Origin of the sequence: Agarivorans sp. 1_MG-2023, assembly GCF_030548385.1 — a bacterium.
Classification (GTDB): domain Bacteria; phylum Pseudomonadota; class Gammaproteobacteria; order Enterobacterales; family Celerinatantimonadaceae; genus Agarivorans.
On the sequence record NZ_JAUOSJ010000011.1, the window covers coordinates 1 to 25,306 of the forward strand.

Consider the following 25,306-nt stretch of genomic DNA (forward strand, 5'->3'; position numbering starts at 1 on the left):
CCTTGCTTTGCAGCGCCGCTTGCCGTGTCAGTGGAGTCGCATTATAGGGATCCGCGATTTTGGTGCAAGCGTTTTTTTGCCAAAAATGCGCTTTACCGCACCGTTTGCTCACATTCTAAACAAAACCACCATTTTTGACTAAAAATACAACAAAAGTAAGTTTAAAAAGAGAGTTTGCGCAAGCCAAAAGAGATAACGGTATGGAAAACGCATCATTTAGCTAATGAGCTAACCCTGCTGTTGAATATACACTGCAGCATCTTGTAGAGAAGCAACTTTGGCGATGGCTAGCTTTGCTTCTTGTTCTGATATTGGATACTGGCCTTCAACCAATAATCGATTAGGTACACCAGCATTTTTAGCCGCGAGAAGATCAGATGCTTTGTCACCTACTAACCAAGATTTAGATAAGTCGATATTTAGTTCAGCGGCCGCCTCTAGCAACATACCTGGTTGTGGTTTTCTACAATCGCAATCTTGACGGTAAGTTTCGTCACCATATTTACTATGATGTGGGCAAAAATAGATACCATCTAGATCTACGCCGCGATCTGCTAATGACCAATCCATCCATTCGGTCAAACTAACAAATTGCTCTTCGCTAAAATAGCCTCGAGCAATACCCGCTTGATTGGTGACTACCACTAAAAGCCAACCAGCTTTCTTTAGTTGTTGCATTGCTTCTATAGCGCCGTCGATAAACTCAAAGTCGTCGACCTTAGAAACATAACCACGATCGTGGTTAATTACACCATCACGGTCGAGAAAAATAGCGGGCTGCTTCATTACATAGTTCTACTGTTAATTATCTAAGCGCCAATTCTACAATACAAATCGTTGGATTTGTTGTTTCAATTGAATCGACTTTTCTTCTAAGGCTTTAGCATCATTGACACTTGACTGAGCTTCGCTAACCGAATCTTGAGCAATCAAAGCAATAGTTTCTAACGTAGAGGCAACATCTGTTGCTACTGCAGATTGCTCTTCAGTAGCAGCGGCAATTGCAGTCACCATTTCAGTTACCCCCTGAGTAGTGCCAATGACTTGTTGTAAAGCATCTCCAGCTTTATTTACCACTTCTCTACCACTAGATACCAGTTCGGTACTTTGGCTCATACTTTGGTTTGCGGCTTCTGTGAGGCTGCGAATCTGATTAATGATACGTGCAATTTCTTCTGTAGATTCACTGGTTCTGCTAGCTAGGCTTCTCACTTCGTCGGCCACCACTGCAAAACCCCGCCCTTGCTCACCAGCACGAGCTGCTTCAATTGCGGCGTTTAAGGCGAGAAGATTAGTTTGCTCAGCGATACCTGCAATAACATCGGTAATTTTCTCAACCTCTGCCCCTGCTAGATTTAATTTGGCAATATGCTGATTGCTGTCCCCTACTGAACCTTCAATTTTTTTCATAATGGAAATGGTATCAGTCACTACGCCACCACCTTGCTCGGCTACCTCTCCACATTCTCTAGCGTGGTCAGCTGCTTGCGAAGTATTTTGTGCAATTTCTCGAGCGGCAACCGACATTTCTTCAATCGCGGTGGCTGCAGAGTCTACTTTTGAGCGTTGCTCATCTAGCGCTGCACCAATGCCGCTGCTTTTATCAAATACTTGAACACTGCTTTGGCTAACGTCTGCCGCCGTTTGATTAACCTCGGCGATGAGCCCCTTTAACTGCTCCGCCATAGCGTTAACTGAGGTGGTCAATAATCCTACTTCGTCTTTATTTGTTACCTTTAAGGGTGGGTTAGACAGATTACCATTAGCAATTTCTACGGCTCTCTGATTAACCAAGCCCAAGCTCGTTTTAATCTGCTGCGTTAACCATAAAACCACTATGCCACCGAGCAAAGCCGCGATAGCGGCGCCAGCAAACACCACAAATACGATTTGTTTACCAAGAGTTTCCAATTGCGATTGGTGGCTTTCTAACTGTTGCTGCTGCTGTTGATTCCAACTATCTAGCTGAACCTGAATATCCTCCACCAGCGGGATAACATCATTAGCCATTCTATAGTTAGCGATATTCCAATCCTCGGCTGCGCGAATCACAAACAATTCATCTACCAAGGGGACGAATATATCAACCAACTCTACAAATTGTTGCCAAAGCCTAGCTTGCTCTTCTGTAAACAGACTGCTGGCAGCCTCTACATCTGCCACCCGTTGCTTATGTCTAGCAAAGTATTCTTGATATTTTTCCTGCTCGTAACTATCGCCGGTAATAATAAAACTTCTTAAACTGGTTAAAGCATTAGCCAGTTCATTACGTGCTTCGCTCATATCAGCCAACAAACGTACTCGTTTTTTAGGGCTGTAAAGACCTGACTGTGATACCTCTTCGGTAACAGCGCTAGACACTTGGTTCATCGCTTCTTCTGCTAAGGGCGCTATATCAAATAACAACAGAGCATGAGCAGGTAAGTTGTCTTCACTGTTTGAAATCTTGATAATTTGTTGCTGTAACGCTTTGAGCTGCTCAAAACTCGCGGTTGTTTGTTCAGGCACACCTGCAGTGGTTAAAGCTTGAAGGTGTTCTAGGCTAGCCGCAATATTTTGCCATGATTGCTCAAACAGCTGTTGAAACTGCTCGGCACGTTGTTTGTCGGCTCCATGAATAAGATAACCACGCAGCGAACTAACGGTTAACTGCAACTGGCTTTCAATTTCTTTGCTTTGGGCAACAACAGGAACACTAACTTCAACTATTTGCCGCTCCTTTTGAGTAATACTGCCTAATTGAACAAATACGATGAAAGCAGAAATAACCATTAGTACAGCCATAAAGCCAAATGCTGATAATAGTTTATTGGAAATAGACACTGACGAAGCTCCCTTTATTGAAATGAAGATGCTGAAGATAAGCCAAGACCTTGGAGGCGTTATCCAGCGATTGGGTTTACATCCGGTAAACCCAAATAGGTATCACTTAGAATATAAGCGCATATGCTGTTCTATTTCCAGCATAGTTTCTTGAAGGTTAGCCTCTAAAGCAGCAGCAAGTCCTAATATTTCCTGTGTTATCGGTTTAATTTTCAATCCTTCTTCAAGTTGAAAACACAAGTGCTGTAAACGGCTGGCACCAAAATAGCTGCTACTTGATTTTAAACCATGGGCTAGACGAATCGCTTCTTGATAGCGCTCTGCATTTAACGCTTGGGTCAATTCAACAATCATGGCTTCAGCACCTTTTTTGTACTCATGTAGCAATGACTCAAACTCTTCTCCCATGCTTGAGCTTAAGTTATCTAGATCAGCCGCAGTGATGTATTGGTAGTCTTTTGGGGCAGGCATTTGATGGCTAGATAATTTGCGCCCTCGCTCGTTACGCGCGCTCAACCATTTACGCAGGCAAACATATAAGCCAACGCGGTCAAAAGGTTTAGTGACAAAATCATCCATGCCTGCGTCAAAACAAGCTTGCTTGGCTTCAACACTAACACTGGCCGTTAATGCAACAATAGGAATACGCTGTGCGTGGTTTTCTAACTCGCGGATCACTGTAGTGGCTTCATAACCGTCCATATCTGGCATCAAGCAGTCCATGAGGATCAGCGACAACTTAGAGCCCCAGCGCTTGAACAAGTCTATCGCTTCATGGCCGTCTCTGGCGATCATCACCTTCAAACCAAAACTATTCAGCATATGACTTGCTACGCGTTGATTTACTAGAGTGTCTTCCACTAGAAGTACATGACCACTTAAGCGACTAAGTTCGATGTGTTCTCGCTCCTCCTTAGTCCCAACACTCAACACATCATCTTCTACACTTTGCATGGGCAAACTAACGCGAAACTCAGATCCCACACCTAAGCCAGATTGCACACTAATGTCACCGTTCATTAATGACACAATACGATGACAAATAGCCAAGCCTAATCCAGTACCACCATAACGACGAGTGGTTGAATTATCAGCTTGAGCAAAGGGAGTAAACAAATCGGCAATGGCTTCTTCGGCTATGCCAATACCGCTGTCGGTAACTCTTAGAACAACTGTCTCTTCAATGCTGGCATCAGGATAATATTCTACGCTTAGGTTTACAGTTCCAACCTCAGTAAATTTAATGGCGTTGCTAACAAGGTTTATGAAGATCTGCTGCACTCGCCCCTGATCTCCAATAAACACAGCAGGCAAGTGTTCAGGGTAATCTAACTGCAGTTTTATATGCTTAGACTTCGCTTGAGGTGAAAATAGCTTAACCACCTCTAACAACGTGAGTTTTAAGTTGAAGGCGTCTAAACGTAGCTCCATTTTGCCAGCTTCAACTTTAGAAAAGTCCAGTACATCATTCACTATCACCAGTAAGGCCTTACCTGATAAACGAATAGTATTGAGATGTTCGGTTTGTTCAGCACTCAGTGAAGAAGCACTCAGTAACTGCGCCATACCTATAATGCCATTTAGGGGAGTACGGATTTCGTGGCTCATCATGGCTAAAAAATCACTTTTTGCCAACGAGGCAGCTTCTGCTTCTTTTTGCGCTAAAGATAGTTGCTTTTGACTTTTCTGATGCTGAGCAATTTCATTATTTAGCTGATCGGTGCGAGCGTCTACCTTTTCTGTCATTTGACCAATTGCTTTAGCTAACACGCCCACTTCGTCGTGAGATTTTTCTGGCAAGGTAACTCTAATATTACGCTCACCGAATAATAAGGTCGCATTAGTAATATAACGTAGCGGCGATACAATGGTGTGCGCAAAAAACCACCCGACCAACACCATTAAACCCGTCACTACTGTTGCCGCTAGCAACGCTTGTTTAGCCGCCATTTGTGATGCAGCAATAGTATCTTGGTAATTAGCTATTTGGACTAAATCCAAATATTCCTTTTTATTATTAACGAAATAAGAAAGCCGCTGAATACTGAGTATATAGGAGCCAAAGGTTATCACTTGATTGGCTACATCTTTAACGGGTGAGTCGATTAACTCTTTCAAACGTTGGTATTCAGACGCCTGAAACCTGCCACTGTCGTTTTTATTCAGCTTACTTCGCCACAACCGTTCACCATTTACATCAAACACCAATAACGGACCACCACTATGTTGATTGGCTTCACCAAGCAGTCCATAAGCAGAGTTACGTTGAGAGGATTTGAACAGTTCGTCTAGTTGATATTGAAATAACCAAATCGCAGCCACTTCACCAGAATGGTGTTGCACACCATGCGCTAAATACCAAAAACCTTGGTTAGCTTGACGAATGGTTTGAGCGTGGGCCGCATTAGGTGCTAGCTCTGCCTTTTTTAGTAAGGTTTTAGGTAAGGCTTGACCATATTGTTTACCCACTGACAAATAATCAATTTGTTGTCCCTGAGCAACGACCACTAAATGTACTGCAACGAGAGCTTTTTCACGCTTTAGTTCGTGGCGAATATCATTTTCTATTCGCGACTTCCAAAAAGCCGGTTCGATATTTAAAAACTGCCCGTCAACATACTGCTGTTGAATAAAGCCACTAAGCAACGCTGGCTCAGCAAAATGTTGAATTTCTTCATAGGCGTGGTCTATTTCACGGTCTAAACGTTCGACTTGAATAGCATTGTGCAAACTCAGCTGCTGTTTACGCTCAAGCTCTAAACTAGACACAAAAGAAAAATAGAAAATCAGATAAGTAACCAGCACTCCAGCAACTACCAAGCAGCCACTGAGCAAAGTAACGTAGGTGCTAATCGAGCTTTTGGTACGTGTAAACCAAGAGTGATTCTTCCCTCTTGCCCTCTCCATTAAACGAATTAAACGATCTTCTCGTCGATGCTCTCGCTCAACGTCACTCATCGGGGCTGGCGCTTTAAGCTCAATATAAATGGCAATACTCACCACTAAGTAACTTAAGAGTTTAATGAGCGCCAAACAGAATACCGCTAAGCTGTTAGCACCAAGTTCTGGCGAAACAGGCCAAAAATACAAGATAAATTGAATGCAAACACAGGCAAAAACACCACACTCTAAAGTGCAATGTAACCATCGACCTCGCCAACCAAAATAGGCGATTGCTACGGCAAAAATAACCGTAACAAGCAGTTCAAGTACCGAACGTAAATGATCTAAGGTAACTTGCATGAAAGGTAGCGAAACAACATAGAGAAAAGCCACACTGAGCACAGCAAAAATAATGCTACCAATGGCCAATACCGAAATGCTCATTTTGCCGCCATTAGCTAAACGTTCATAACGACTCAGCAATATTCCGCATATCAAGAGTACCGCCGCTAAAAAACCGCGAGTGATTAACCCAGCCCATACTGCAACGATGTTAGAAGAGTGAGGTAATGGCGATAAAAAGGATTGGTGGTGAAGCACGAAATAACACAGTTCTAAACCCGTGACGGAGAAGAAGGCAGCACCAAATACCAACATGGTATAGCTGTATTTTTTTCGATAAAATCTGCGACACATAAAGCCAACAGATAAAGGCAAAATAATACTGAATACGGCCACAAGCAACGAGGCCAACGGCGGCACAGTAGCGTCAACGCTTTGCCCCCAAAAGGCTAACGCCACCACCACCACAAGTGAAAAAAGCAAGCCTACGCTATGACGCCAAGCCAGATCGAGAGATTGGAACATGCTGAAACAAGGTTTAAACATTACCCTATCCTTGGTAAACCATCCTTACAGGATTATTTTCGCTATTCAGCATGAAACTAGAAACAGCAAGCGAAAGTAAGTGATGTTATAATAAACCCTGTATTATCAATAAGTATATGTCAATTGTACCAGCCAATGACCAGCTTCAAGTATTTTATCAATAGGATAGTTATGCGCTTCATTTTAACAGCAGTATTAAGCCTTAGCATTTTAGGGTGCAGTGGCAATTACTCATTCAATACCAACGTAGATAAAGAGAACTTCGAGAACTACGTACCCGCGGCCGACGTTACAGTGTATCAAGCAGAGGATATTGACCCACTGAATGCTGAATATATAGGTATTGTAGAGGGGGTAAGCTGCCAAGAAAAAACCAACCAAGCGCCACCTCAAGAAGTGGACGCCCGTAATGACTTACGCGCTCAAGCGGCTAGTATTGGTGCAAACGCGGTAACGGTACAGCAATGCTACCCCATTAAAGATCCCGCTGCGTGTATCGCCATGATGAGCTGTTTTGGTAAGGCCTACAAAATTTAAGCTTATGACCTTAACCATAGAACCTTTGGGACATATTCATTCCCCTTACCAAGAAAAATTCTCGGTGCCTAGACAAGCCAATTTAGTCACCGCAACAAGCAGTAAATTAGTCTTGTGTGAACCATTTAACGATCTAGACATGTTGGCTGAAATAGAACAGTTCAGCCACTTATGGTTAATCTTCGCTTTTCATCAAAATATAGCGGCAGGCTGGAAAGCGAAAGTGCGCCCTCCCCGCTTAGGCGGTAACAAAAAAGTGGGTGTACTCGCCTCTCGCTCTAGTTTTAGACCTAACCATTTAGGCTTGTCCTTAATGGAACTGAGCCACGTAGAGCGCGATACGAAAAGCCCTACTCTGCACTTTAGAGGTGGAGACTTAGTTAACGGCACACCTATTTACGATGTTAAACCCTACTTACCTTACTCAGACAGTAAACCCGATGCATTGGCAGGTTATGCTCAGCAAGCACCGTCAGTTTTATTACCAGTGAGCTTTTCTCCTCAGGCCAACCAACAATCTCAAGCCTTGGCACTGAGCGATCAGCAATACCGGGTGATTGAGCAAGTCTTAGCACAAGACCCTCGGCCTGCTTACAAACAACATAAAGCAGATGATAAAGAATATGGCGTGGCTTTGTTTGATTTAAACATTCGCTGGAAAGTAGGCATTAACCCGCAGGGGCAGCAATACATCACAGTGATGTCGGTGAGTTATGCCACTTAGCCCTGAAGATTACCAGCAACAGCACAAACAACGCTTGGCTTGGATGCCGTGGTTGTACTACCGCTTAAAAGATAAGCACCTTGAATGGGCGAAGCCTTGGCAGCAAGCAATTCAACAACACATACAAGCTGTTGAAACAGTCACCTTGGCCGAGGACTGCTTTATCGCGCCCGATGCGCAGTTATTTGCTGAGCCAGGTCGCTTAATCGATATTGCAGCAAACTCGTTTGTGGCCGCTCAGTGCTTTTTGCATGGGCCTTTATCTATTGGCGAACATGTAGCAATTAATCACGGATGCTCCATTGATGGCGGTCAAAAGGGTGTCAGCATTGGCAAAAACTCTAGAATAGCGAATGGGGTGAAAATTTATGCCTTTAATCATGGCATGCACCCCGACCAACCTATATGGCAACAAAACAGTCAGTCACAAGGTATAAACATTGGTGAAGATGTGTGGATTGGCGCAAATGTTTGTATCACTGATGGCGTAAATATTAGCAACCACGCAGTGGTAGGAATGGGGTCAGTGGTGACTAAAAATGTACCAGAATGGGCCATCGTTGCAGGTAACCCTGCAAAAATCATTGGCGACCGTCGTGACAAGGCCTGACAGAGCGAAATTTGCCTGCTACAATCGCCGGAATTTAATAGCAAAAATGATAGGATAGATATGCGTTCTAGCAAATATCTTCTGGCAACTCAGAAAGAAACGCCAAGTGATGCCGAGGTTGTCTCTCACCAGCTAATGCTGCGTGCCGGCATGATCAGAAAATTAGCCTCTGGATTATATACTTGGCTACCCAATGGGGTGAGAGTTCTGCATAAAGTAGAACAAGTTGTAAGAGAAGAAATGAACGCCTGTGGCTCTATCGAAATCCACATGCCTACCGTTCAACCTTCAGACTTGTGGCAAGAAACAGGTCGCTGGGACAAATTTGGCCCAGAGCTGTTGCGTTTTCAAGATCGTCATTCGCGCGACTTTGTTCTAGGCCCAACCCACGAAGAAGTTGTTACAGAATTAGTGCGTAAAGAAGTTAACAGCTACAAACAGCTACCACTTAACCTTTACCAAATTCAAACCAAGTTCCGTGATGAAGTTCGCCCACGCTTTGGTGTAATGCGCTCGCGTGAATTTTTGATGAAAGACGCATACTCATTCCACTTATCTCCAGAGTGTTTACAGAAAACCTACGATGAAATGTATGCGGGTTATTGCCGTATCTTTGAACGTCTAGGTTTAGAGTACCGCCCTGTATTGGCTGATACCGGTAGCATCGGTGGCAGTGTATCGCATGAGTTCCACGTATTAGCAGAATCAGGTGAAGACGCCATTGTATTCTCTGATGGTAGCGATTACGCGGCAAACATCGAAAAAGCAGAGACCATAGCACCAGCAGGCGAACGCCCAGCGCCAAGCCAAGAGATGCAAGAAATTGCAACACCAAATGCTAAAACCATTGCTGAACTGATTGAGCAATTTGAACTAAAAATTGAACAAACAGTTAAAACGCTGATTGTTAAAGCCACCGAAGAATCTGAGCATCAGCTTATTGCCTTGATCATTCGTGGTGACCACGAACTAAACGACATTAAAGCAGAGAAGTTAGCCGATGTAGCCTCTCCGTTAGAGTTCGCTAGCGAAGAAGAAATACGAGCAGCAGTAGGTGCCGGACCGGGGTCTTTAGGCCCAGTTAATTTGCCAATGCCTGTTGTTGTAGACTACGCAGCTGCGCATTGTAGTGATTTTGGCGCAGGTGCTAACGTTGATGATAAACACTTCTTTGGCATTAACTGGGAGCGTGATGTAGCGCTAGGCCAAGTTGCAGACCTACGCAATGTAGTTGAAGGCGACCCAAGCCCTTGCGGTTCAGGTACCTTGGCGATAAAACGCGGTATTGAAGTCGGTCACATCTTCCAATTAGGTGAAGCTTACGCGGAATCAATGAATGCAGCGGTACTGAATGAACAGGGTAAAAATCAAACCCTAACCATGGGCTGTTACGGTGTTGGCGTATCTCGAATTGTGGCTGCTGCTATAGAGCAGAACAATGACAAATACGGAATTACTTGGCCTGACAGTATTGCACCGTTCAAGCTGGCGATTGTGCCAATGAATATGCATAAGTCTCATCGCGTGCAGGAAGTAGCCAACAAACTCTATGAAGAAGCCAAAGAGCGAGGCATCGATGTATTGTTTGATGACCGTAAAGAACGTCCTGGAGTAATGTTTGCAGACATCGAGCTAATTGGTATTCCTCACGTTATCGTGATTGGTGACCGCAGCTTAGACAAAGGCGTGATCGAATACAAAAACCGCCGTAGCGGCGAGAAAATAGAAGTAGCAATTGAAGACATCTTCAATCAATTCTAAGTTTATACTTGCTTCAACTAAAAGCTGGCTATAGCCAGCTTTTTTGTTTCTGGTGTGTGATGATTCTGACAAGCGGCCAAATACCGCTGTGCTAACATATAATTATGAATCAAAAGCCTAGAGCAAAATCCAAACAAAAAGTCGCGCTTGTTCTCACAGGTGGTGGCGCACGGGCTGCTTATCAAGTTGGCGTACTAAAAGCCATTGCCGAACAATACCCTCGCAATCATGCTAGCCCTTTCTCTGTTATATGTGGCACTTCTGCTGGGGCAATCAATGCAACCGCACTGGCGGTATATGCTTCTTGCTTTCGCCTTGGGGTTAAAAAGCTCGAATATATTTGGCGTAACTTCCAATGTAAGCAAGTTTTTAGAACCGATGGGCTAGCCATTGCTAAACAACTATCTTCAATGCTGTGTAAAAGCCTACATGCTGACTACAGTAAACGAAACGGTTTCTCATTACTCAACAATGAACCATTGCAAGAGCTGTTAAATAACTACCTAAACTATAAGCGTATTGATCAAAACATTGCCCGTAATTACTTAGATGCTTTATCGGTCACAGCTTCTAACTACCAAGATGGCCAGTCTCTATCTTTCTTTCAAGCTACTCAGCAACAGCAAGACTGGCAACGAGCCCGGCGTCACGGCAAAAAAACGCAGATCCATACCACCCATTTAATGGCATCCACAGCTATTCCTCTCATTTTCCCTGCAGCCAAAGTAGGTCAAGATTATTATGGTGATGGGTCAATTCACCAGCTTTGCCCACTTAGCCCGGCAATTCATTTAGGCGCAGACAAAATACTGGCGATTCACTTGGAACAGCCAAGAAAGCCAGCGTGTGCAATAGACTGCCCCCCACCAAACAGTGCGGCTATTGCTGGTCATCTACTGGATTCTATTTTTTCTGATACGCTTAATTCAGACTTGGAACGCTTACAACGAATTAACCGCACCATTGAGCTTCTCAACGCAGAACAACAACAGCAATTGGATCTCAGACCTGTCACCTCTTTAAGTATTAAACCTAAGATAGATTTTGAGCAAATCGCTCACGATCACTACTCACACCTTCCGCTTAGCGTGCGCTTAATGCTAGCCACGCTTGGTATTAAAAAAGATAAACCTTCGGCAATTACTAGCTTTTTAATGTTCGAGCAGGCCTACACTAACTATCTGATAAGAGAGGGCTATCAGGATACGCTTAAGCAAATTGACAAAATTTTGGCTTTTTTAGAAAACTAGCTGGCCTAGTATTTGCTTTACTCTCATGCAGTGGTGTTTTTTGACACCTCGTTGGATGTTTAAACAAAGAGTAAAGTAAGTATGGATTCATTACAATTGGCTCAAAGTAACGTGGTAAGCCCAAGAAAAATATCACATTTTTCTAGTACAGTTCAGCTTAACCCGGCACAAAAACTCAATATAATTGAGTCTTTGCAGGACAGCTTGCAGCTCGACGAGCTACTGCAAAACTTTGCCGCAGTGGCAACCAACTATGTAGAGTTTTCCGCTATCCGCTTAGTCAGCGATGCTATTCAAACAGAAGTGAATTTGTTTGAAGGACAACGCTACTACCGCAGCTTTAGTTTAAATCACAACAATCAACCCTTAGCGATTGCGACATTTACACGTGATACCCCCTTTCAGCGCAGTGAAATTGAACAACTGCGTCAGTTAAGCCAGATCTTACAAGCTCCCCTTAAACATGCACTACAAATTGCACGCTTACAGGAACGAGTGCGTAACGACTACTTAACAGGAATTGGTAACCGAGCACATTTTGATGAATCCTTACACACCTCTATTGAACAGCAAACTCGCCAAAACAGAGAGCAAGGTGGTTTGGTATTAATGCTGTTGGATTTGAATAAGTTTAAGCAAGTAAACGACACACTAGGCCACCCTGTTGGCGACCAAGTACTGATCAATTTTGCCGAAGTGCTAAAAACCGTGATTCGTAGCGGCGACCAAGCATTTAGGATTGGCGGTGATGAGTTTGCCATGTTGTTGCGACCAGCCACAGAACAATCAGCCAAGAAAGTGATTAATCGCTTACACGCCAAACTAGAAGAGTCGCCACAACTAGCGCAATACGATGTATCTGCCAGTGTAGGTGTGAGTGAATGGGCGCCGGGTTGTAACAGCGAGCGACTCATTCAACTCGCCGATGAACAACTCTACGCTAACAAGCCGACTGCCAGTTAAGTGTAATGCCCTGATTATTAGTGCAACTGAACTGGCGATGGGTGTACAAATTGCCAATCGCCACTAAATCATCATTATAGAAAACAAAGGGGATTCTATTACGCAGCCAAGGTGCTAACCCGGCTTCTTGCAACAGCTTTTTAATACTGCGATTCCCATTACGCTCTAAGGCATCAAAGCTACCCTGCTCTACCTGTTGTCTAAAACGAATAGTTACCTGCTGATTTTTGCTAGGTGGCAATAAACTGCCGCCGGCTTGCCAACTAATTTGACTATTATTCTGAAGATTGATGGCTCTTTGCGTATCCCATAACCAAGCTACGGTGGACTCCGTTTCAACGAGTGTTTTAGAGTTCACCAAATACAGTTTATTTTTAAACCTACGCAGCTGCCCTTCAGAAAAGGTAATCGCGACTTTAGCGTCGTCCTTAGCCTCGATTTGCTGCATAATTTGCGCTAACTGGCTTTGACTTGGATAGTCCCAATCTAGCTGCTTAAACCAAAAGCGAATTAAGTTCTTTTGTCTCGCTTGTGAAAGCATTGTTAGTGACGCAATCACCAAAGCATGGTCGTTAATACAGTTCTGGTAATCCAACTCGGCCAGCTCATCAAGTAAACTCACGGCTTCTTGTAAGTGCTGAACACTTCTTTGCGCTGTATGTAGCCACTGTGGCCAGCGTTTATTTAATGTTGGTAACACTTGATGGCGAACAAAGTTACGATCAAACTCTAAGCTCTGGTTACTGGGGTCTTCTACCCAAGTTAAGCCCTGTTGTATAGCGTAGGTTTCTAGCGCTTCCCTGCTGCACATTAATAGTGGTCTCAGCAGTACACCTTTGGCAAAACTGCGGCATGGCGGCATAGCCGCTAAGCCCTGTAATCCACTGCCTCTTTTTAATGCCAAGGTAAAAGTTTCAAACTGATCATCAGCATGGTGACCCGTAAGCAAGCAACTTTTAGCATCTATATGTTTTGCTAACGCAGCGTAGCGTTTTTCACGCGCCACCGCTTCTAAGCTCTCTCTTGGTTTCACTTCAACCGATACTTGTTCAGCAACAAATTCAACCGACAGATCATTCGCTTGTAGACGGCAATGTTCTTGCCATTGCGCTGCAGAATGCTGTAAACCGTGATTAATATGCACAGCTAGCAGTTCAACATCAGCTTGCGAACGTACAAATTCAGCAGCTAAATGGAGCAATACTCGAGAATCTAAGCCGCCGCTGTAAGCAACCACAATACGAGTAATAGATATGGGAAGTTGTTTGAAGGAGTGATTAAAGAGAGATTGGATAGACAAAAAGAAACCTCATTAATAGGCATTGAGTTAAACAACTCAATGCCTTGAGACTGTGTTTAGCAGTAACCGTAAGACATTAAACGCTGGTAACGCTGCTCAAGCAAGGTATCAACATCTAGCGCACATAGTGCATCCAAGTCACTGGTTAATTTTGCTTTAAGGTTATGTGCCATAGTTGGAATGTCTCGATGCGCGCCACCTAATGGTTCAGCAACGATATCGTTAATCAAATCCAACTCTTTCAAGCGTTCTGAAGTAATGCCCATGGCATCAGCAGCTACTGGCGCTTTATCAGCACTCTTCCACAAGATAGACGCACAACCTTCAGGAGAAATTACCGAGTAAGTACTGTATTGCAACATATTTACACGGTCGCCCACACCGATAGCTAACGCGCCACCCGAGCCACCTTCGCCAATAACGGTACAAATGGTTGGCACCTTTAAACCGGCCATGACTAACAGATTTTTGGCAATAGCTTCACTTTGGCCCCGTTCTTCAGCGCCTACTCCAGGATATGCTCCGGGTGTATCGATAAACGTGATGATAGGCATTTTGAATCGCTCAGCCATTTCCATCAAACGCAGCGCTTTTCGGTAACCCTCAGGTTTTGGCATACCGAAATTACGGCGAATTTTTTCTTTGGTTTCACGGCCTTTTTGTTGGCCAATAACCATTACAGGTTTACCGTCTAAACGGGCCATACCGCCAATAATCGCTTCATCGTTTGCGTAAGCGCGGTCGCCTGCTAGTTCATCAAAATCAGTAAAGATGTGTTCGATATAATCTAACATGTAAGGACGATTTGGATGACGCGCTAGTTGCGCCACTTGCCAAGCACCTAAGTCTGAGAATATTTTTTGTGTTAAATCGTTTTGCTTTTGTTGCAAACGAGAGATTTCTTCCTGTAAATCTACATCTACGCCAGATTCTTCATTCACAATGCACAATTCTTCGATTTGCGCTTGCAGCTCAGCAATCGGCTGCTCAAACTCTAGAAAATTCGGATTCATATAATCTTTTTCTTAATTAAATTCTAGGGTGACTTGCTGTTGCCCCAATAGTTGGGTCAACGCCTCTATTAAATCTTCACTTGGCGTAATTCGCCAATCGGTGCCTAAGCTTAACATGCCGCTGGCATGATCGCCCTCATAACTTATTGTTACCGGACAGGTTCCCGCTCGGTAAGGCTCCAATACTTGGTAAAATCGCTGCCAGAACACCTCATCAAGTTGATCTCGGCACATGCTCAAACGCAGCTTTTTCATCCAACGTTCGCGGGCCATCGACAAATCCATGACTTCACGAGCTGTCATTTTAATGCCTCCGGAGAAATCATCAACGCTGACCTCTCCTTGAATCACCAACATGCGATCTTTTTCTAATAAATCTTGGTAAGTGTCGTAGGCATCACTAAAGAACATAACATCTAATCGGGCACTTCTGTCATCTAACTGCAGAATGCCCATTTTAGCACCACGTTTGGTCATCATCACTCGAGTAGAGAGCACCAAGCCGGCCACTGTGGAGGTTTTCCCTCTGGCTGTTGGGCGAATATCCACCAGACGACCAGTAGTATAGTGACGAAACTCTTTCACATAGCGATTAACGGGATGGCCGGTTAAATATAAGCCTAGGGTTTCTTTCTCCCCTTCTAGCCATACTTTCTCGGTCCATTTTTCTGCGGGAAGAAATTCAGGGCGAACATCATCTTCTTCAGCAATAACGCCAAATAAATCCTCTTGACCCCGTGCGGAGGCATGAGCATGCTGCGAAGCCGCCTTCATTGCAGTGGGCAAGTTAGCTATCATTGCTGCTCGGTGAGGGCCTAGTTTATCTAAAGCGCCCGCCATAATAAGCTTTTCAATCACTCGTCGATTTATTTTCTTTAAATCGAGTCGACAGCAAAAATCAAATAAGTCAATGAAGGGTTTACCTTCGCGCGCGGCCAAAATCGCATCAATCGGGCCTTCACCCACACCTTTAATAGCACCAATGCCGTAAACAATCTCTTCGTCGGCATTGACCGAAAACTTGAATAAGCCCGTATTCACATCGGGCGGAACCAGTTTCAATTTCATATTGCTACACTCGTCAACCAAGGTAACAATTTTGTCGGTGTTGTCCATATCGGCCGACATTACCGCCGCCATAAAGTAGGCTGGGTAATGCGTTTTCATCCATAGTGTTTGGTAAGACACTAATGCATAAGCTGCCGAGTGAGACTTGTTGAAGCCATAGCCTGCGAACTTTTCCACCAAGTCGAAAATCTTCATGGCCAACTCGCCATCAACTCCGTTCTTGATAGAACCTTCTTCAAACACTGCTCGTTGCTTGGCCATTTCCTCGGGTTTTTTCTTACCCATGGCCCGTCGTAACATATCGGCGCCACCAAGGGTATAACCGGCAAGGACCTGAGCAATTTGCATCACTTGTTCTTGATACAAGATAATGCCGTAAGTAGGTTCTAGGATCGGCTGTAAACTGTCGTGTTGCCAAGTTTCGTCGGGATAAGACACTTCTTCTCGACCGTGCTTACGTTCGATAAAGTTATCTACCATGCCTGATTGTAAGGGTCCCGGACGGAACAATGCCACTAATGCGATCATGTCTTCGAAACAGTCGGGCTTGAGACGTTTAATTAAGTCTTTCATACCACGAGATTCCAGCTGGAATACCGCCGTTGTTTTACAGTCTTGTAATAATTTAAAGGACTTTTGATCGGTGGTAGAAATTGCCGCAATATCTACTGGCTGCTCACCTTTAGCTTCAAGCACTGGGTTAAGCATATCCAAAGCCCATTGAATAATGGTTAAGGTACGCAAGCCCAAGAAATCAAACTTTACCAGCCCTGCATACTCAACATCGTTTTTGTCGAACTGAGTAACTGGGTTCTTACCCTCGGCGTCACAATACAAGGGGGCGAAATCGGTAATCGTGGTTGGGGAGATAACCACCCCACCCGCGTGTTTACCCGCATTACGCGTGACCCCTTCAAGGATCCTCGCCATATCGATAAGTTCACGAACTTCGTGGTCACCGTCATATAACTCCGGTAAACGAGGTTCTGCTTCAAAGGCTTTTTCAAGAGTCATCCCAGGATCAGGTGGAATCAGCTTGGAAATTCTATCCACAAAGCCGTAGGGATGACCCATTACTCGGCCTACATCCCGAATTACCGCTTTGGCGGCCATGGTACCGAATGTAATAATTTGCGATACCGCATCGCGGCCATAGAGCTCGGCAACGTGGTCGATCACTTCGTCACGGCGATCCATACAGAAGTCGACGTCAAAATCGGGCATTGATACCCGTTCTGGGTTCAAGAAACGTTCGAACAGTAAATCGTATTCTAATGGATCTAAATCGGTAATTTTTTGTGCATAGGCAACTAAAGATCCCGCACCAGAGCCTCGCCCTGGGCCAACCGGAATATTGTTATCCTTACTCCACTGAATAAACTCCATTACGATTAGGAAGTAACCGGGGAATCCCATTTGGTTGATTACGTCTAACTCAATTTGCAGACGCTCATCGTACTCTGGTCGTTTTGCGGCACGTACTTCAGGATCTGGGAATAGGAACTCTAAGCGTTCTTCTAAGCCGTCCCAAGACACCTTACAAAAGAACTCTTCAATGGGCAGCCCTTCTGTGGGGAAGTCTGGTAAAAAGTACTCACCCAAACGAACAGTTACATTACAGCGCTTAGCAATTTCTACAGAGTTTTGTAATGCTTCAGGTATATCGGCAAATAACTCCAGCATTTCCTGTTCATTACGCAAGTATTGCTGAGGGCTATATTTTTTAGGGCGACGATTATCATCGATTGCAAATCCGTCATAAATCGCCACTCGCACTTCATGAGGTTGAAACTGGTCTTCTTCTAGAAACACCACCTCATTGGTAGCCACCACCGGCAAGCCTTTATCTGCCGCTAAAGCTACCGCCATATGCAAGTAATTTTCTTCGTCAGGTCGCCCTGTACGAATTAACTCTAGGAAATAGTGGTCAGGAAAATATTGCTGATAGAAGCTAAGGCTTGCCTCTACGATATCTTGGTTGCCTTTTAGCAAGGCTTTGCCTACATCGCCTTCGCGCGCTCCAGACAGAACAATAACGCCTTCGGCGTGCTCACTTAACCATTGTTTTTGGATAACTGGCTTACCAAGATGCTGCCCACCTAAATAAGCGCGAGAAATAAGCATCGTAAGGTTTTGATAACCTTGATTGTCTTTTGCTAGCAAAGTCAGGCGGAAATAATCGTCGCCAAACTCTTCCGATTGCACATAAAAATCACAACCGACAATCGGTTTAATTCCTTGGTTATGAGCTTCGCCATAAAACTTCACTAAACCACAAAAGTTAGTTTGATCGGTTAAAGCGATCGCTGGCATATTAAGCTCTGCCGCCTTAGCGACAATCGGCTTAACTTTTTTTAGTCCATCCACCATGGAAAAATCGGAGTGAACCCGAAGGTGGATAAAAGCAGGCGTTTGAGTAATCTCAGACAAGACTACAACTCTCCTAAAACACGTTTAACAGGTTTAAAGCTGCGGCGGTGCTCATCAATAGGTCCATGCTTCGCTAGCATCTCTAAATGCACAGCGGTAGGGTAACCTTTGTGTTTAGCAAACTGGTATTCTGGGTGCCGGGCATCTAGTTCTTCCATCTCTTGATCTCTAGCCACCTTAGCGATAATAGAAGCAGCACTGATTTCGGCCACTAGGCCATCGCCCTTAACAATAGCTTGGCAGGGAATACTTAAAGTGGGTTCTCTATTGCCGTCAATTAGAGCAAACTCAGGGGTAACGCTTAAGGCTTCTACTGCTCGAGTCATTGCTAACATGGTGGCATGCAAAATATTAAGCTGGTCTATCTCTAGCGGATTAGCGCGACCTAATGCCCAACAAAGTGCCTTGGCTTTAATTTCTTCAGCTAGCATTTGTCGTTTTTTTTCTGATAGTTTTTTGGAATCGTTAAGGCCGGAAATAGGTTTATTGGGGTCTAGAATGACCGCCGCTGTGACCACGTCGCCCACCAAAGGGCCCCGCCCCACTTCGTCGACACCTGCAAACAAAGAAAAACCAGAAGGATAGATAAATGGTGTCATTACTACTCCGTTGAAGGGCAAAACTTACTAGGGGAAACTAGCTATTTATAACGTCGACAACTGCTTGAGCAGCCTTATTATCAGCGTCGCAACGAATCTGTTGGTGTAACTCAGAAAACTTATCTAACAACGCGCTATTGTCGGTGCTTAACAAGCGACTTAGCTCAGCAACAATATTATCGCTAGTACAGTCTTCTTGCACATACTCTTGAACAATCATCTCGTCAGCTAACAAGTTTGGCAATGCTGCAAATTTGGCATTAACAATAAGTTTTGCGATTCGGTAAGTCAGTGGCTTAAAGCGATAGGCTACAACCATAGGTCGTTTGACTAACATAGCTTCAAGCGTTGCAGTGCCTGACGCTAGCAGTATCGCATCAGCTGCGGTCATCACCGTTCGAGCTTGACCATCAACAACCTTAATATCTAAGTCAGGAGCATGCTCTTCTATTAAAGCTTCAAACTGCTCACGGCGCCGTTGATTGACCAAGGGGGCAACCAACTGTAGTCCAGGAAACTGCTTTACTAAGCGCCTAGCAGACTCTAAAAACACCGGACTTAGTAATCCCACCTCGGCGTTACGACTGCCTGGTAGAATCGCTAATACCTTATGTTCAGGGTTCAAGCCCAATTGTTGAACAGCAGGCGCTTGAGGATTATCCATTGGAACTTGATCAGCCAAGGTATGGCCTACAAATTCACATGGCACGTCGAAGCGATCATAAAATGCTTTTTCAAAGGGCAAAAAGACTAAAATCTTGTTACAGCCTTCTTTAATTTTAAAAACACGCTTCTGTTTCCAAGCCCAAACCGAAGGACTCACATAATGAACAGTTTTAATGCCTTGAGCATGTAGCTTATGCTCAACACCCAAATTAAAGTCAGGTGCATCGATACCAATAAAAACATCAGGCGGAGAATTCTGGTAATGCTGAAGTAGCTGTTTACGGATCTTTAAGATTCTAGGCAAACGCCCCAAGACCTCAACCAAGCCCATTACCGATAACTCTTCCATTTCAAACAAGGCCTTACATCCTTGCTCTTGCATCAGCGGACCAGCAATTCCGGAAAAAGTCGCATCAGGATATTGTTTTTTAAGCGCAGATATAAGGCCAGCACCTAAAATATCGCCGGAGACTTCCCCGGCGACGATGGCAATATGCAAAGAAGATTGCGCCATTAGCGAACGATACCTCGACCGTTTTCTTTTAAGAAATCGGCGAATAGTTTCACTTCGGGAAATTGCTCTGCAGAGAGTTCTATTTGGCTAAGCGCTTCGTCTAAAGTATTTCCGCTGCGGTACAAGGTTTTATAGGCTTGGCGAATGGCTTTGATTGCATCTTTACTAAAACCACGGCGTAACAAACCTTCGGTATTCACAGCGACAGGTCTGGCGTAGTTTCCAACAGCCATAACATACGGTGGAACATCTTTATTTACAGCTGCGCAACCGCCAACAAAGGCATAAGAACCTACTTTGCCGAACTGGTGAATTGCTGCTTGCCCACCAAAAATAACGTTGTCACCAATAGTGACGTGGCCCGCAAGGGTGGCATTGTTGGCAAAAATACAACCATTACCAACAACACAATCATGGGCAACGTGCGCGTTAATCATAAATAAGCAATTACTGCCAATTTTTGTTAAGCCCTTATCTTGAGTAGTACCACGGTGAATAGTGACGCTCTCACGTATCGTATTGTTATCACCAATCTCCAGATAGGTATCTTCACCAGCATATTTTAAATCTTGGCAATCTTCACCTACTGAAGCGAACTGAAAAATTCGGTTATTATTGCCAATTTTAGAATGCCCTTTAATCACAACATGAGAGGCAATTTGGCAGTTATCGCCAATGGTAACTTCACCACGAATAATGGTGAACGCCCCTACAGTAGTGTTAGCGCCAATGCTTACATTACCTTCAATAATCGCAGTAGAGTGGATACTAGCCGTGCTATCAATCATAAGGTTCACCTATTTGAAGGCTCTGCGAGCGCACATAATCTCTGCGCTACATACTACTTCATCTTCTACTTTGGCTACACAGTCAAACTTACCAACACCACGACGATCGCGCAGTAGTTCAACTTCTAAATGCAAAACGTCACCTGGGCCAACTGGCTTTTTAAATCGCGCTTTATCGATTCCTGCAAAGTAGTAAAGCTCATTTTCAGTAGGTTTTGACGTTGATTTAAACGCCAAAATACCAGTACATTGTGCCAACGCTTCCAAAATGAGTACGCCAGGGAATACTGGTTGCTGCGGGAAGTGACCAGTAAAAAATGGTTCATTAAAAGTAACATTCTTAACGGCATGTAGCGTTTTACCCACTTCAAAATCAAGCACACGATCAACCAACAAAAATGGGTAGCGATGTGGTAACAATTCCATTATGTCTTGAATTTCTAAGCGGTTAAGTTGTTTAGTCAAAATCTTTTCCTAGGTTAATCTTGCTTAGCGCTTTGTTTGCGCTCTAAGCTAACAATTCTTTTATACATGTCGTCAATCTGAGAGAGTCGAGTCATTGACCTACGCCACTGGCGATTGGGTTGCGCAGGCATCCCAGATGAGAACACACCAGGTTCAGTAATTGACTTAGTCACCATGGAATAACCGGTAATGGTAACTTGATCGCAAATGTCTATATGTCCATTTATGCCAACACTGCCACCAATAACACAATAACGTCCTATGCTAGTACTTCCAGCAATGCCTGTAGCACCCGCTATAGCCGTACCAGAACCAATCGTTACATTGTGTGCGATATGCACTTGATTATCGATAATCACATTAGAGTGAATAGTAGTGTTATCCAGTGCTCCTCGGTCGATAGAAACCGACGCACCAATTTCAACGTTGTCACCAATAATTACGGTGCCAAGTTGGGGTATTTTTATCCACTGACCTTGCTTGTTTGCATACCCGAATCCATCACAACCAATCACAGTGTTACCTTGGATAAGGCAATTGTTACCAATTTCTACTTCATGATAGATCGTACAATTTGCCCACAGCTTAGTATTACAGCCTATGGTGGCATTTTGCCCCACAAAACAACCCGCACCAATTTGAGCGCCATCGTTAAGCGTCACACCCGCTTCAATAAATGCATTGGCACCAACGTTAACGTCGCTACCTAATTTCACGCTGCTATCTATTACAGCGCTAGAGTGAATACCCTTAGCACAAGCGGGTGTTGAATCCAGCAATTGCGCTAATTGTGCGTAGCTCACGTATGGGTCGTCACTAATCAACGAATTGCCCGCAAACTCTTCAGCATGCTCTTTAGACAAGATAAGCGCTGCAGCCTTGCTACTCGCCAATAATGGTTTGTATTTAGCATTAGTTAAAAAACTTATCTCTTCATCACCCGCTTTTTCAAAGGGGGCAATACGAGATATAATTAGCTCGGCGTCACCAACAAGGGTTAATCCGAGCTGCTCAGCTATTTGGCCAAGACTCAAAGACATATTTACTTACTCTTACTAACTTGTTGAATAACTAGCTTGGTAATATCAAAAGAATCCGAAGCGTAGGCTGTTGCATCTAAAGGCAATACTAAATCGTAGCCTTGAGACTTAGATACTTCAACAATGGCCTCCTGAACTTTAACCATCAATTTCTGTTGTTCTTCGGCACCGCGACGACGCTGATCTTCTTCTAGGTTTTTGCGCTTCAGTTTGTACTCAGCTTGCATAGTTTCTAATTGGCGAGTTATTTTTGTCACTTCTTGCTGGCCTAATAGCTCACCGTCTTTTTCACGCTTATCATAAAGACGCTGCATTTCAGCCTCTAAACCGCGCACTTCTTGTACACGAACTTCAAACTCATCTTTCAGTGTTTTTTGTAAAGTATCGCGTTGTGGCAATTGTTGAAAAACATCAGCAATGTTAATTACAGCAATTTTTGCTTCTGCTAGAGCAGAGAAGCTTGGGGTCATCATAGTTACAGCAAGTGCAACTGCAGCGATTAATTTTTTCAAAAGAATACTCCTAAAATAAACAGTTAAAAGGTTTGGCCAATGTTAAACGAGAAGTTCTCAGAACGATCACCCTCGTAACTCTTTATTGGCTTAGCAAATGAGAATACCAATGGCCCCATAGGGGAGAACCACTGAATAGATACACCAACCGAAGCTCGAATTCGGTCGGGTGAAGAATAATCGCCCAATCGGTCACAGTAGCTAATACATTGCATTTGACTAAAGCGTTCATAATCGAACTCAGTATCCCAAACAGTACCAAAATCAATGAACGCAGTAGTACGAACTTGTCGAATATAGGCTTCATCTAAAAAAGGTGTTGGAAAAATGATCTCAGCAGAACCAACGGCTAGTGCGTTACCACCAACTGAGTCATCGGAAGCAGTCACATAAGAACTACCGTTGTTATCAACTAAATACAGTGCTCTCGGTCCTACTGTATTCGAACGGAAGCCACGTAGGGTGGAATAACCACCTGCGTAAAAGTTCTCAAAGAAAGGTAAGATTTGGTCGTTACCTTCAATTTGTCCATAACCATTACCATAACCAACTTTACCACGCACCGCGAAAGCCCAGTCATGGTTGGTAGTGATCGGGAAGAAATGTCGAGTATCAAAACTCATTTTGAAGTACTGAACATCTGAACCTGGAATAGTAATCTTGGTATCAAACTTTTGCGAAGAACCCGCGGTTGGCATCGAGCCATTGTTCAAAGTATTTCTAGACCAACCTAAGGTGGTATCTAAAGAACCAAAGGTTAATGAGCCATCGTCATTTCGGTGTGGTGCATAAATATCCCAAAATTGTTGAATCTGAGCATAAGCGTTTAACTGAGAAATTTTGTTTTGCTCAAGACCTAAACTCGCGCTTAAGCGGTTATATTCATTTACAGGAAAACCTAGCGTACCGCGTAAACCAATCGTTTCATTGTTATAGTCAACAATGTCGGCTTTAGACGCTTCAAAGTCAGTGTAATAAAAGCGGCCGCCGAAACTCACGCCATCTTTAGTAAAGTAAGGGTCAGTAAAGTTTACATCAAAGTTTTTAGAGTATTTGTTGGTACTAACATTAATACCCGCTCTATTACCTGTCCCTAAAAAGTTGTCTTGCTGAACACCGGCAGAGAGGCTTAAACCTGATTCAGTACCGAAGCCAACGCCCGCATTAAATGAGCCTGAAGGTTGTTCTTTAACGACAAAGCTCACATCAACTTGATCATCAGAACCTGGTATTTTAGTTGTTTCAACGTCCACAGTTTCAAAGAAACCTAAGCGACTTAAGCGCGCTCTAGACTGCTCAACCAATCGGCTTGACAACCAAGTACCTTCCATTTGACGCATTTCTCGACGAATTACTTCGTCTTTAGTGATTGTATTGCCGCTTACGTTAATTCGGCGAACATAAACCCTACTACCAGGGTCAATGTTAATATTTAACACTACAGATTTATCTTCGTCATTAATCACCGGAAAAACATTCACCTGAGGGTAAGCATAACCATAGCGACCTAAAAACTTAGATAACATATCTTCGGTTTTTGTCACTTCAGCGCCGCTGTAAATATCTCCAGGTTTAATACTGACTAATCCATTGAGTTCGGTACTTTTATCTAACAAGTTACCAGCCAGTTCCACTTTCTCTACATTGTAGATGTCCCCCTCTTCGACATTAAGGGTAATGTAGATACCCTTTTTATCGGGAGTCAGAGCTACTTGAGTGGAATCAACTTTAAAGCGAATGTAACCACGGTCGTAGTAAAAACTGTTGATAGTTTCTAAATCACCAGCTAGCTTCTGCTTTTGGTATTTTTTATCACCGAGAACGTTCCACCAAGGCACTTTGTCGGTCAAGCTCATGCGTTTTAACAACTCGCCCGATGAAAACTTTTCATTACCAATGATGTTTATTTGTTCAATTTCAGCTGATAGGCCTTCTTGGAAGTTAAACTTCAAATCAACTCGATTGCGCGGAAGTGGTGTAACAATCGCTTTAACACGCGCACTGTACTTGCCCACACTGTAATAGAAGTCTTCTAAGCTTTTTTCGATATTTCGAAGATTAGTTTTATCAAGAGGCTCGCCTATTTTGATGCCTGAAGAGCGTAAAGACTCCTCCAACTGCTCAGTTTTAATATCTTTATTGCCTGAGTACTCAATGTTACTCACGGTAGGGCGTTCCAAGACTTTAAATACCAATGCTTCGCCATCGCGATAAACTTGAATATCTTCAAAATTACCGCTCTTATAAAGGCGTTTAATACTGTCACTCACTTCGGAACTGGAGACATCGTCACCAATCCGCAAAGGAATTTGTAACAAGGCGGCACCTAATGAAACTCGCTGTAAACCTTCGATGCGAATATCAGCTACAGTGAAAGAAGAATTCCCTTCCGCTAAAGTAGTACCGCTAATGCAGGCCAGAAAAAGTCCAACAACCAACTGCTTTTTGAACATAAGAAAAAAGAACGTCCTA

The 25,306-nt window shown here is 43.8% G+C and carries 19 protein-coding genes; 6 read left to right on the forward strand and 13 right to left on the reverse strand.

What is annotated here, in order from left to right; translation table 11 throughout:
- Positions 1 to 228: 228 nt before the first annotated feature.
- From gmhB to Q4592_RS15640, 3 genes are all read right to left on the reverse strand, one after another.
- A complete protein-coding gene (gene gmhB, locus Q4592_RS15630) occupies positions 229 to 786 on the reverse strand; it encodes a D-glycero-beta-D-manno-heptose 1,7-bisphosphate 7-phosphatase (protein ID WP_137672877.1) in 558 nt (185 codons plus the stop codon).
- A gap of 36 nt (positions 787 to 822) precedes the next feature.
- Positions 823 to 2,823, reverse strand: a complete 2,001-nt coding sequence (locus Q4592_RS15635) for a methyl-accepting chemotaxis protein (protein ID WP_303514817.1) — start codon at positions 2,821 to 2,823, stop codon at positions 823 to 825.
- Between the two features lie 102 nt (positions 2,824 to 2,925).
- Entirely contained in the window at positions 2,926 to 6,594 is a 3,669-nt protein-coding gene (locus Q4592_RS15640) for an ATP-binding protein (protein WP_303514819.1), read from the reverse strand.
- A gap of 171 nt (positions 6,595 to 6,765) precedes the next feature.
- Between Q4592_RS15640 and rcsF the strand changes: the two genes are divergently transcribed.
- The 6 genes from rcsF (at position 6,766) to Q4592_RS15670 (ending at position 12,439) form a co-directional block, all read left to right on the forward strand.
- Complete coding sequence (gene rcsF / locus Q4592_RS15645) at positions 6,766 to 7,131, forward strand: Rcs stress response system protein RcsF (RefSeq protein ID WP_303514821.1); 366 nt, start codon at positions 6,766 to 6,768, stop codon at positions 7,129 to 7,131.
- 4 nt (positions 7,132 to 7,135) lie between these two features.
- Positions 7,136 to 7,855: a tRNA (N6-threonylcarbamoyladenosine(37)-N6)-methyltransferase TrmO gene (gene tsaA / locus Q4592_RS15650; protein ID WP_303514823.1), complete on the forward strand. Its 720-nt coding sequence runs from the start codon at positions 7,136 to 7,138 to the stop codon at positions 7,853 to 7,855.
- Positions 7,845 to 8,465, forward strand: coding sequence for an acyltransferase (locus Q4592_RS15655; protein WP_303514825.1), 621 nt, complete (start codon positions 7,845 to 7,847; stop codon positions 8,463 to 8,465). The genes tsaA and Q4592_RS15655 overlap by 11 nt, the downstream gene beginning before the upstream one ends.
- Before the next feature lie 60 nt (positions 8,466 to 8,525).
- Positions 8,526 to 10,226 carry a proline--tRNA ligase gene (locus tag Q4592_RS15660; RefSeq protein ID WP_303514827.1) on the forward strand — a complete coding sequence of 567 codons (1,701 nt, stop codon included), beginning with the start codon at positions 8,526 to 8,528 and terminating at the stop codon, positions 10,224 to 10,226.
- Positions 10,227 to 10,330: 104 nt separating this feature from the next.
- Positions 10,331 to 11,476: a patatin-like phospholipase family protein gene (locus Q4592_RS15665; RefSeq protein ID WP_303514829.1), complete on the forward strand. Its 1,146-nt coding sequence runs from the start codon at positions 10,331 to 10,333 to the stop codon at positions 11,474 to 11,476.
- Between the two features lie 81 nt (positions 11,477 to 11,557).
- Positions 11,558 to 12,439, forward strand: a complete 882-nt coding sequence (locus Q4592_RS15670; RefSeq protein WP_137672869.1) for a GGDEF domain-containing protein — start codon at positions 11,558 to 11,560, stop codon at positions 12,437 to 12,439.
- Here the strand turns inward: Q4592_RS15670 and tilS are convergent.
- From tilS to bamA, 10 genes are read right to left on the reverse strand one after another with little or no spacing between them, the layout of a single operon-like run.
- A complete protein-coding gene (tilS, locus tag Q4592_RS15675) occupies positions 12,417 to 13,739 on the reverse strand; it encodes a tRNA lysidine(34) synthetase TilS (protein WP_303514833.1) in 1,323 nt (440 codons plus the stop codon). The genes Q4592_RS15670 and tilS overlap by 23 nt on opposite strands.
- A 56-nt stretch (positions 13,740 to 13,795) precedes the next feature.
- Entirely contained in the window at positions 13,796 to 14,752 is a 957-nt protein-coding gene (gene accA / locus Q4592_RS15680) for an acetyl-CoA carboxylase carboxyl transferase subunit alpha (protein WP_137672867.1), read from the reverse strand.
- 12 nt (positions 14,753 to 14,764) lie between these two features.
- Positions 14,765 to 18,250: a DNA polymerase III subunit alpha gene (gene dnaE / locus Q4592_RS15685; protein ID WP_303514834.1), complete on the reverse strand. Its 3,486-nt coding sequence runs from the start codon at positions 18,248 to 18,250 to the stop codon at positions 14,765 to 14,767.
- 2 nt (positions 18,251 to 18,252) lie between these two features.
- Entirely contained in the window at positions 18,253 to 18,849 is a 597-nt protein-coding gene (gene rnhB / locus Q4592_RS15690; protein ID WP_303514837.1) for a ribonuclease HII, read from the reverse strand.
- A gap of 37 nt (positions 18,850 to 18,886) precedes the next feature.
- A complete protein-coding gene (lpxB, locus tag Q4592_RS15695; protein WP_303514840.1) occupies positions 18,887 to 20,029 on the reverse strand; it encodes a lipid-A-disaccharide synthase in 1,143 nt (380 codons plus the stop codon).
- Positions 20,029 to 20,817 carry an acyl-ACP--UDP-N-acetylglucosamine O-acyltransferase gene (gene lpxA, locus Q4592_RS15700; RefSeq protein ID WP_303514843.1) on the reverse strand — a complete coding sequence of 263 codons (789 nt, stop codon included), beginning with the start codon at positions 20,815 to 20,817 and terminating at the stop codon, positions 20,029 to 20,031. Before lpxA ends, lpxB begins: the two co-directional genes overlap by 1 nt.
- A 9-nt stretch (positions 20,818 to 20,826) precedes the next feature.
- Positions 20,827 to 21,282, reverse strand: a complete 456-nt coding sequence (gene fabZ / locus Q4592_RS15705; protein WP_303514844.1) for a 3-hydroxyacyl-ACP dehydratase FabZ — start codon at positions 21,280 to 21,282, stop codon at positions 20,827 to 20,829.
- 14 nt (positions 21,283 to 21,296) lie between these two features.
- Positions 21,297 to 22,322: a UDP-3-O-(3-hydroxymyristoyl)glucosamine N-acyltransferase gene (gene lpxD, locus Q4592_RS15710; protein WP_303514846.1), complete on the reverse strand. Its 1,026-nt coding sequence runs from the start codon at positions 22,320 to 22,322 to the stop codon at positions 21,297 to 21,299.
- Positions 22,323 to 22,324: 2 nt separating this feature from the next.
- Positions 22,325 to 22,834 carry an OmpH family outer membrane protein gene (locus tag Q4592_RS15715; RefSeq protein ID WP_303514847.1) on the reverse strand — a complete coding sequence of 170 codons (510 nt, stop codon included), beginning with the start codon at positions 22,832 to 22,834 and terminating at the stop codon, positions 22,325 to 22,327.
- A 23-nt stretch (positions 22,835 to 22,857) separates the two neighbouring features.
- On the reverse strand, positions 22,858 to 25,287 hold the full coding sequence (gene bamA / locus Q4592_RS15720; protein ID WP_303514848.1) for an outer membrane protein assembly factor BamA: 2,430 nt from the start codon (positions 25,285 to 25,287) through the stop codon (positions 22,858 to 22,860).
- Between the last annotated feature and the right edge of the window lie 19 nt (positions 25,288 to 25,306).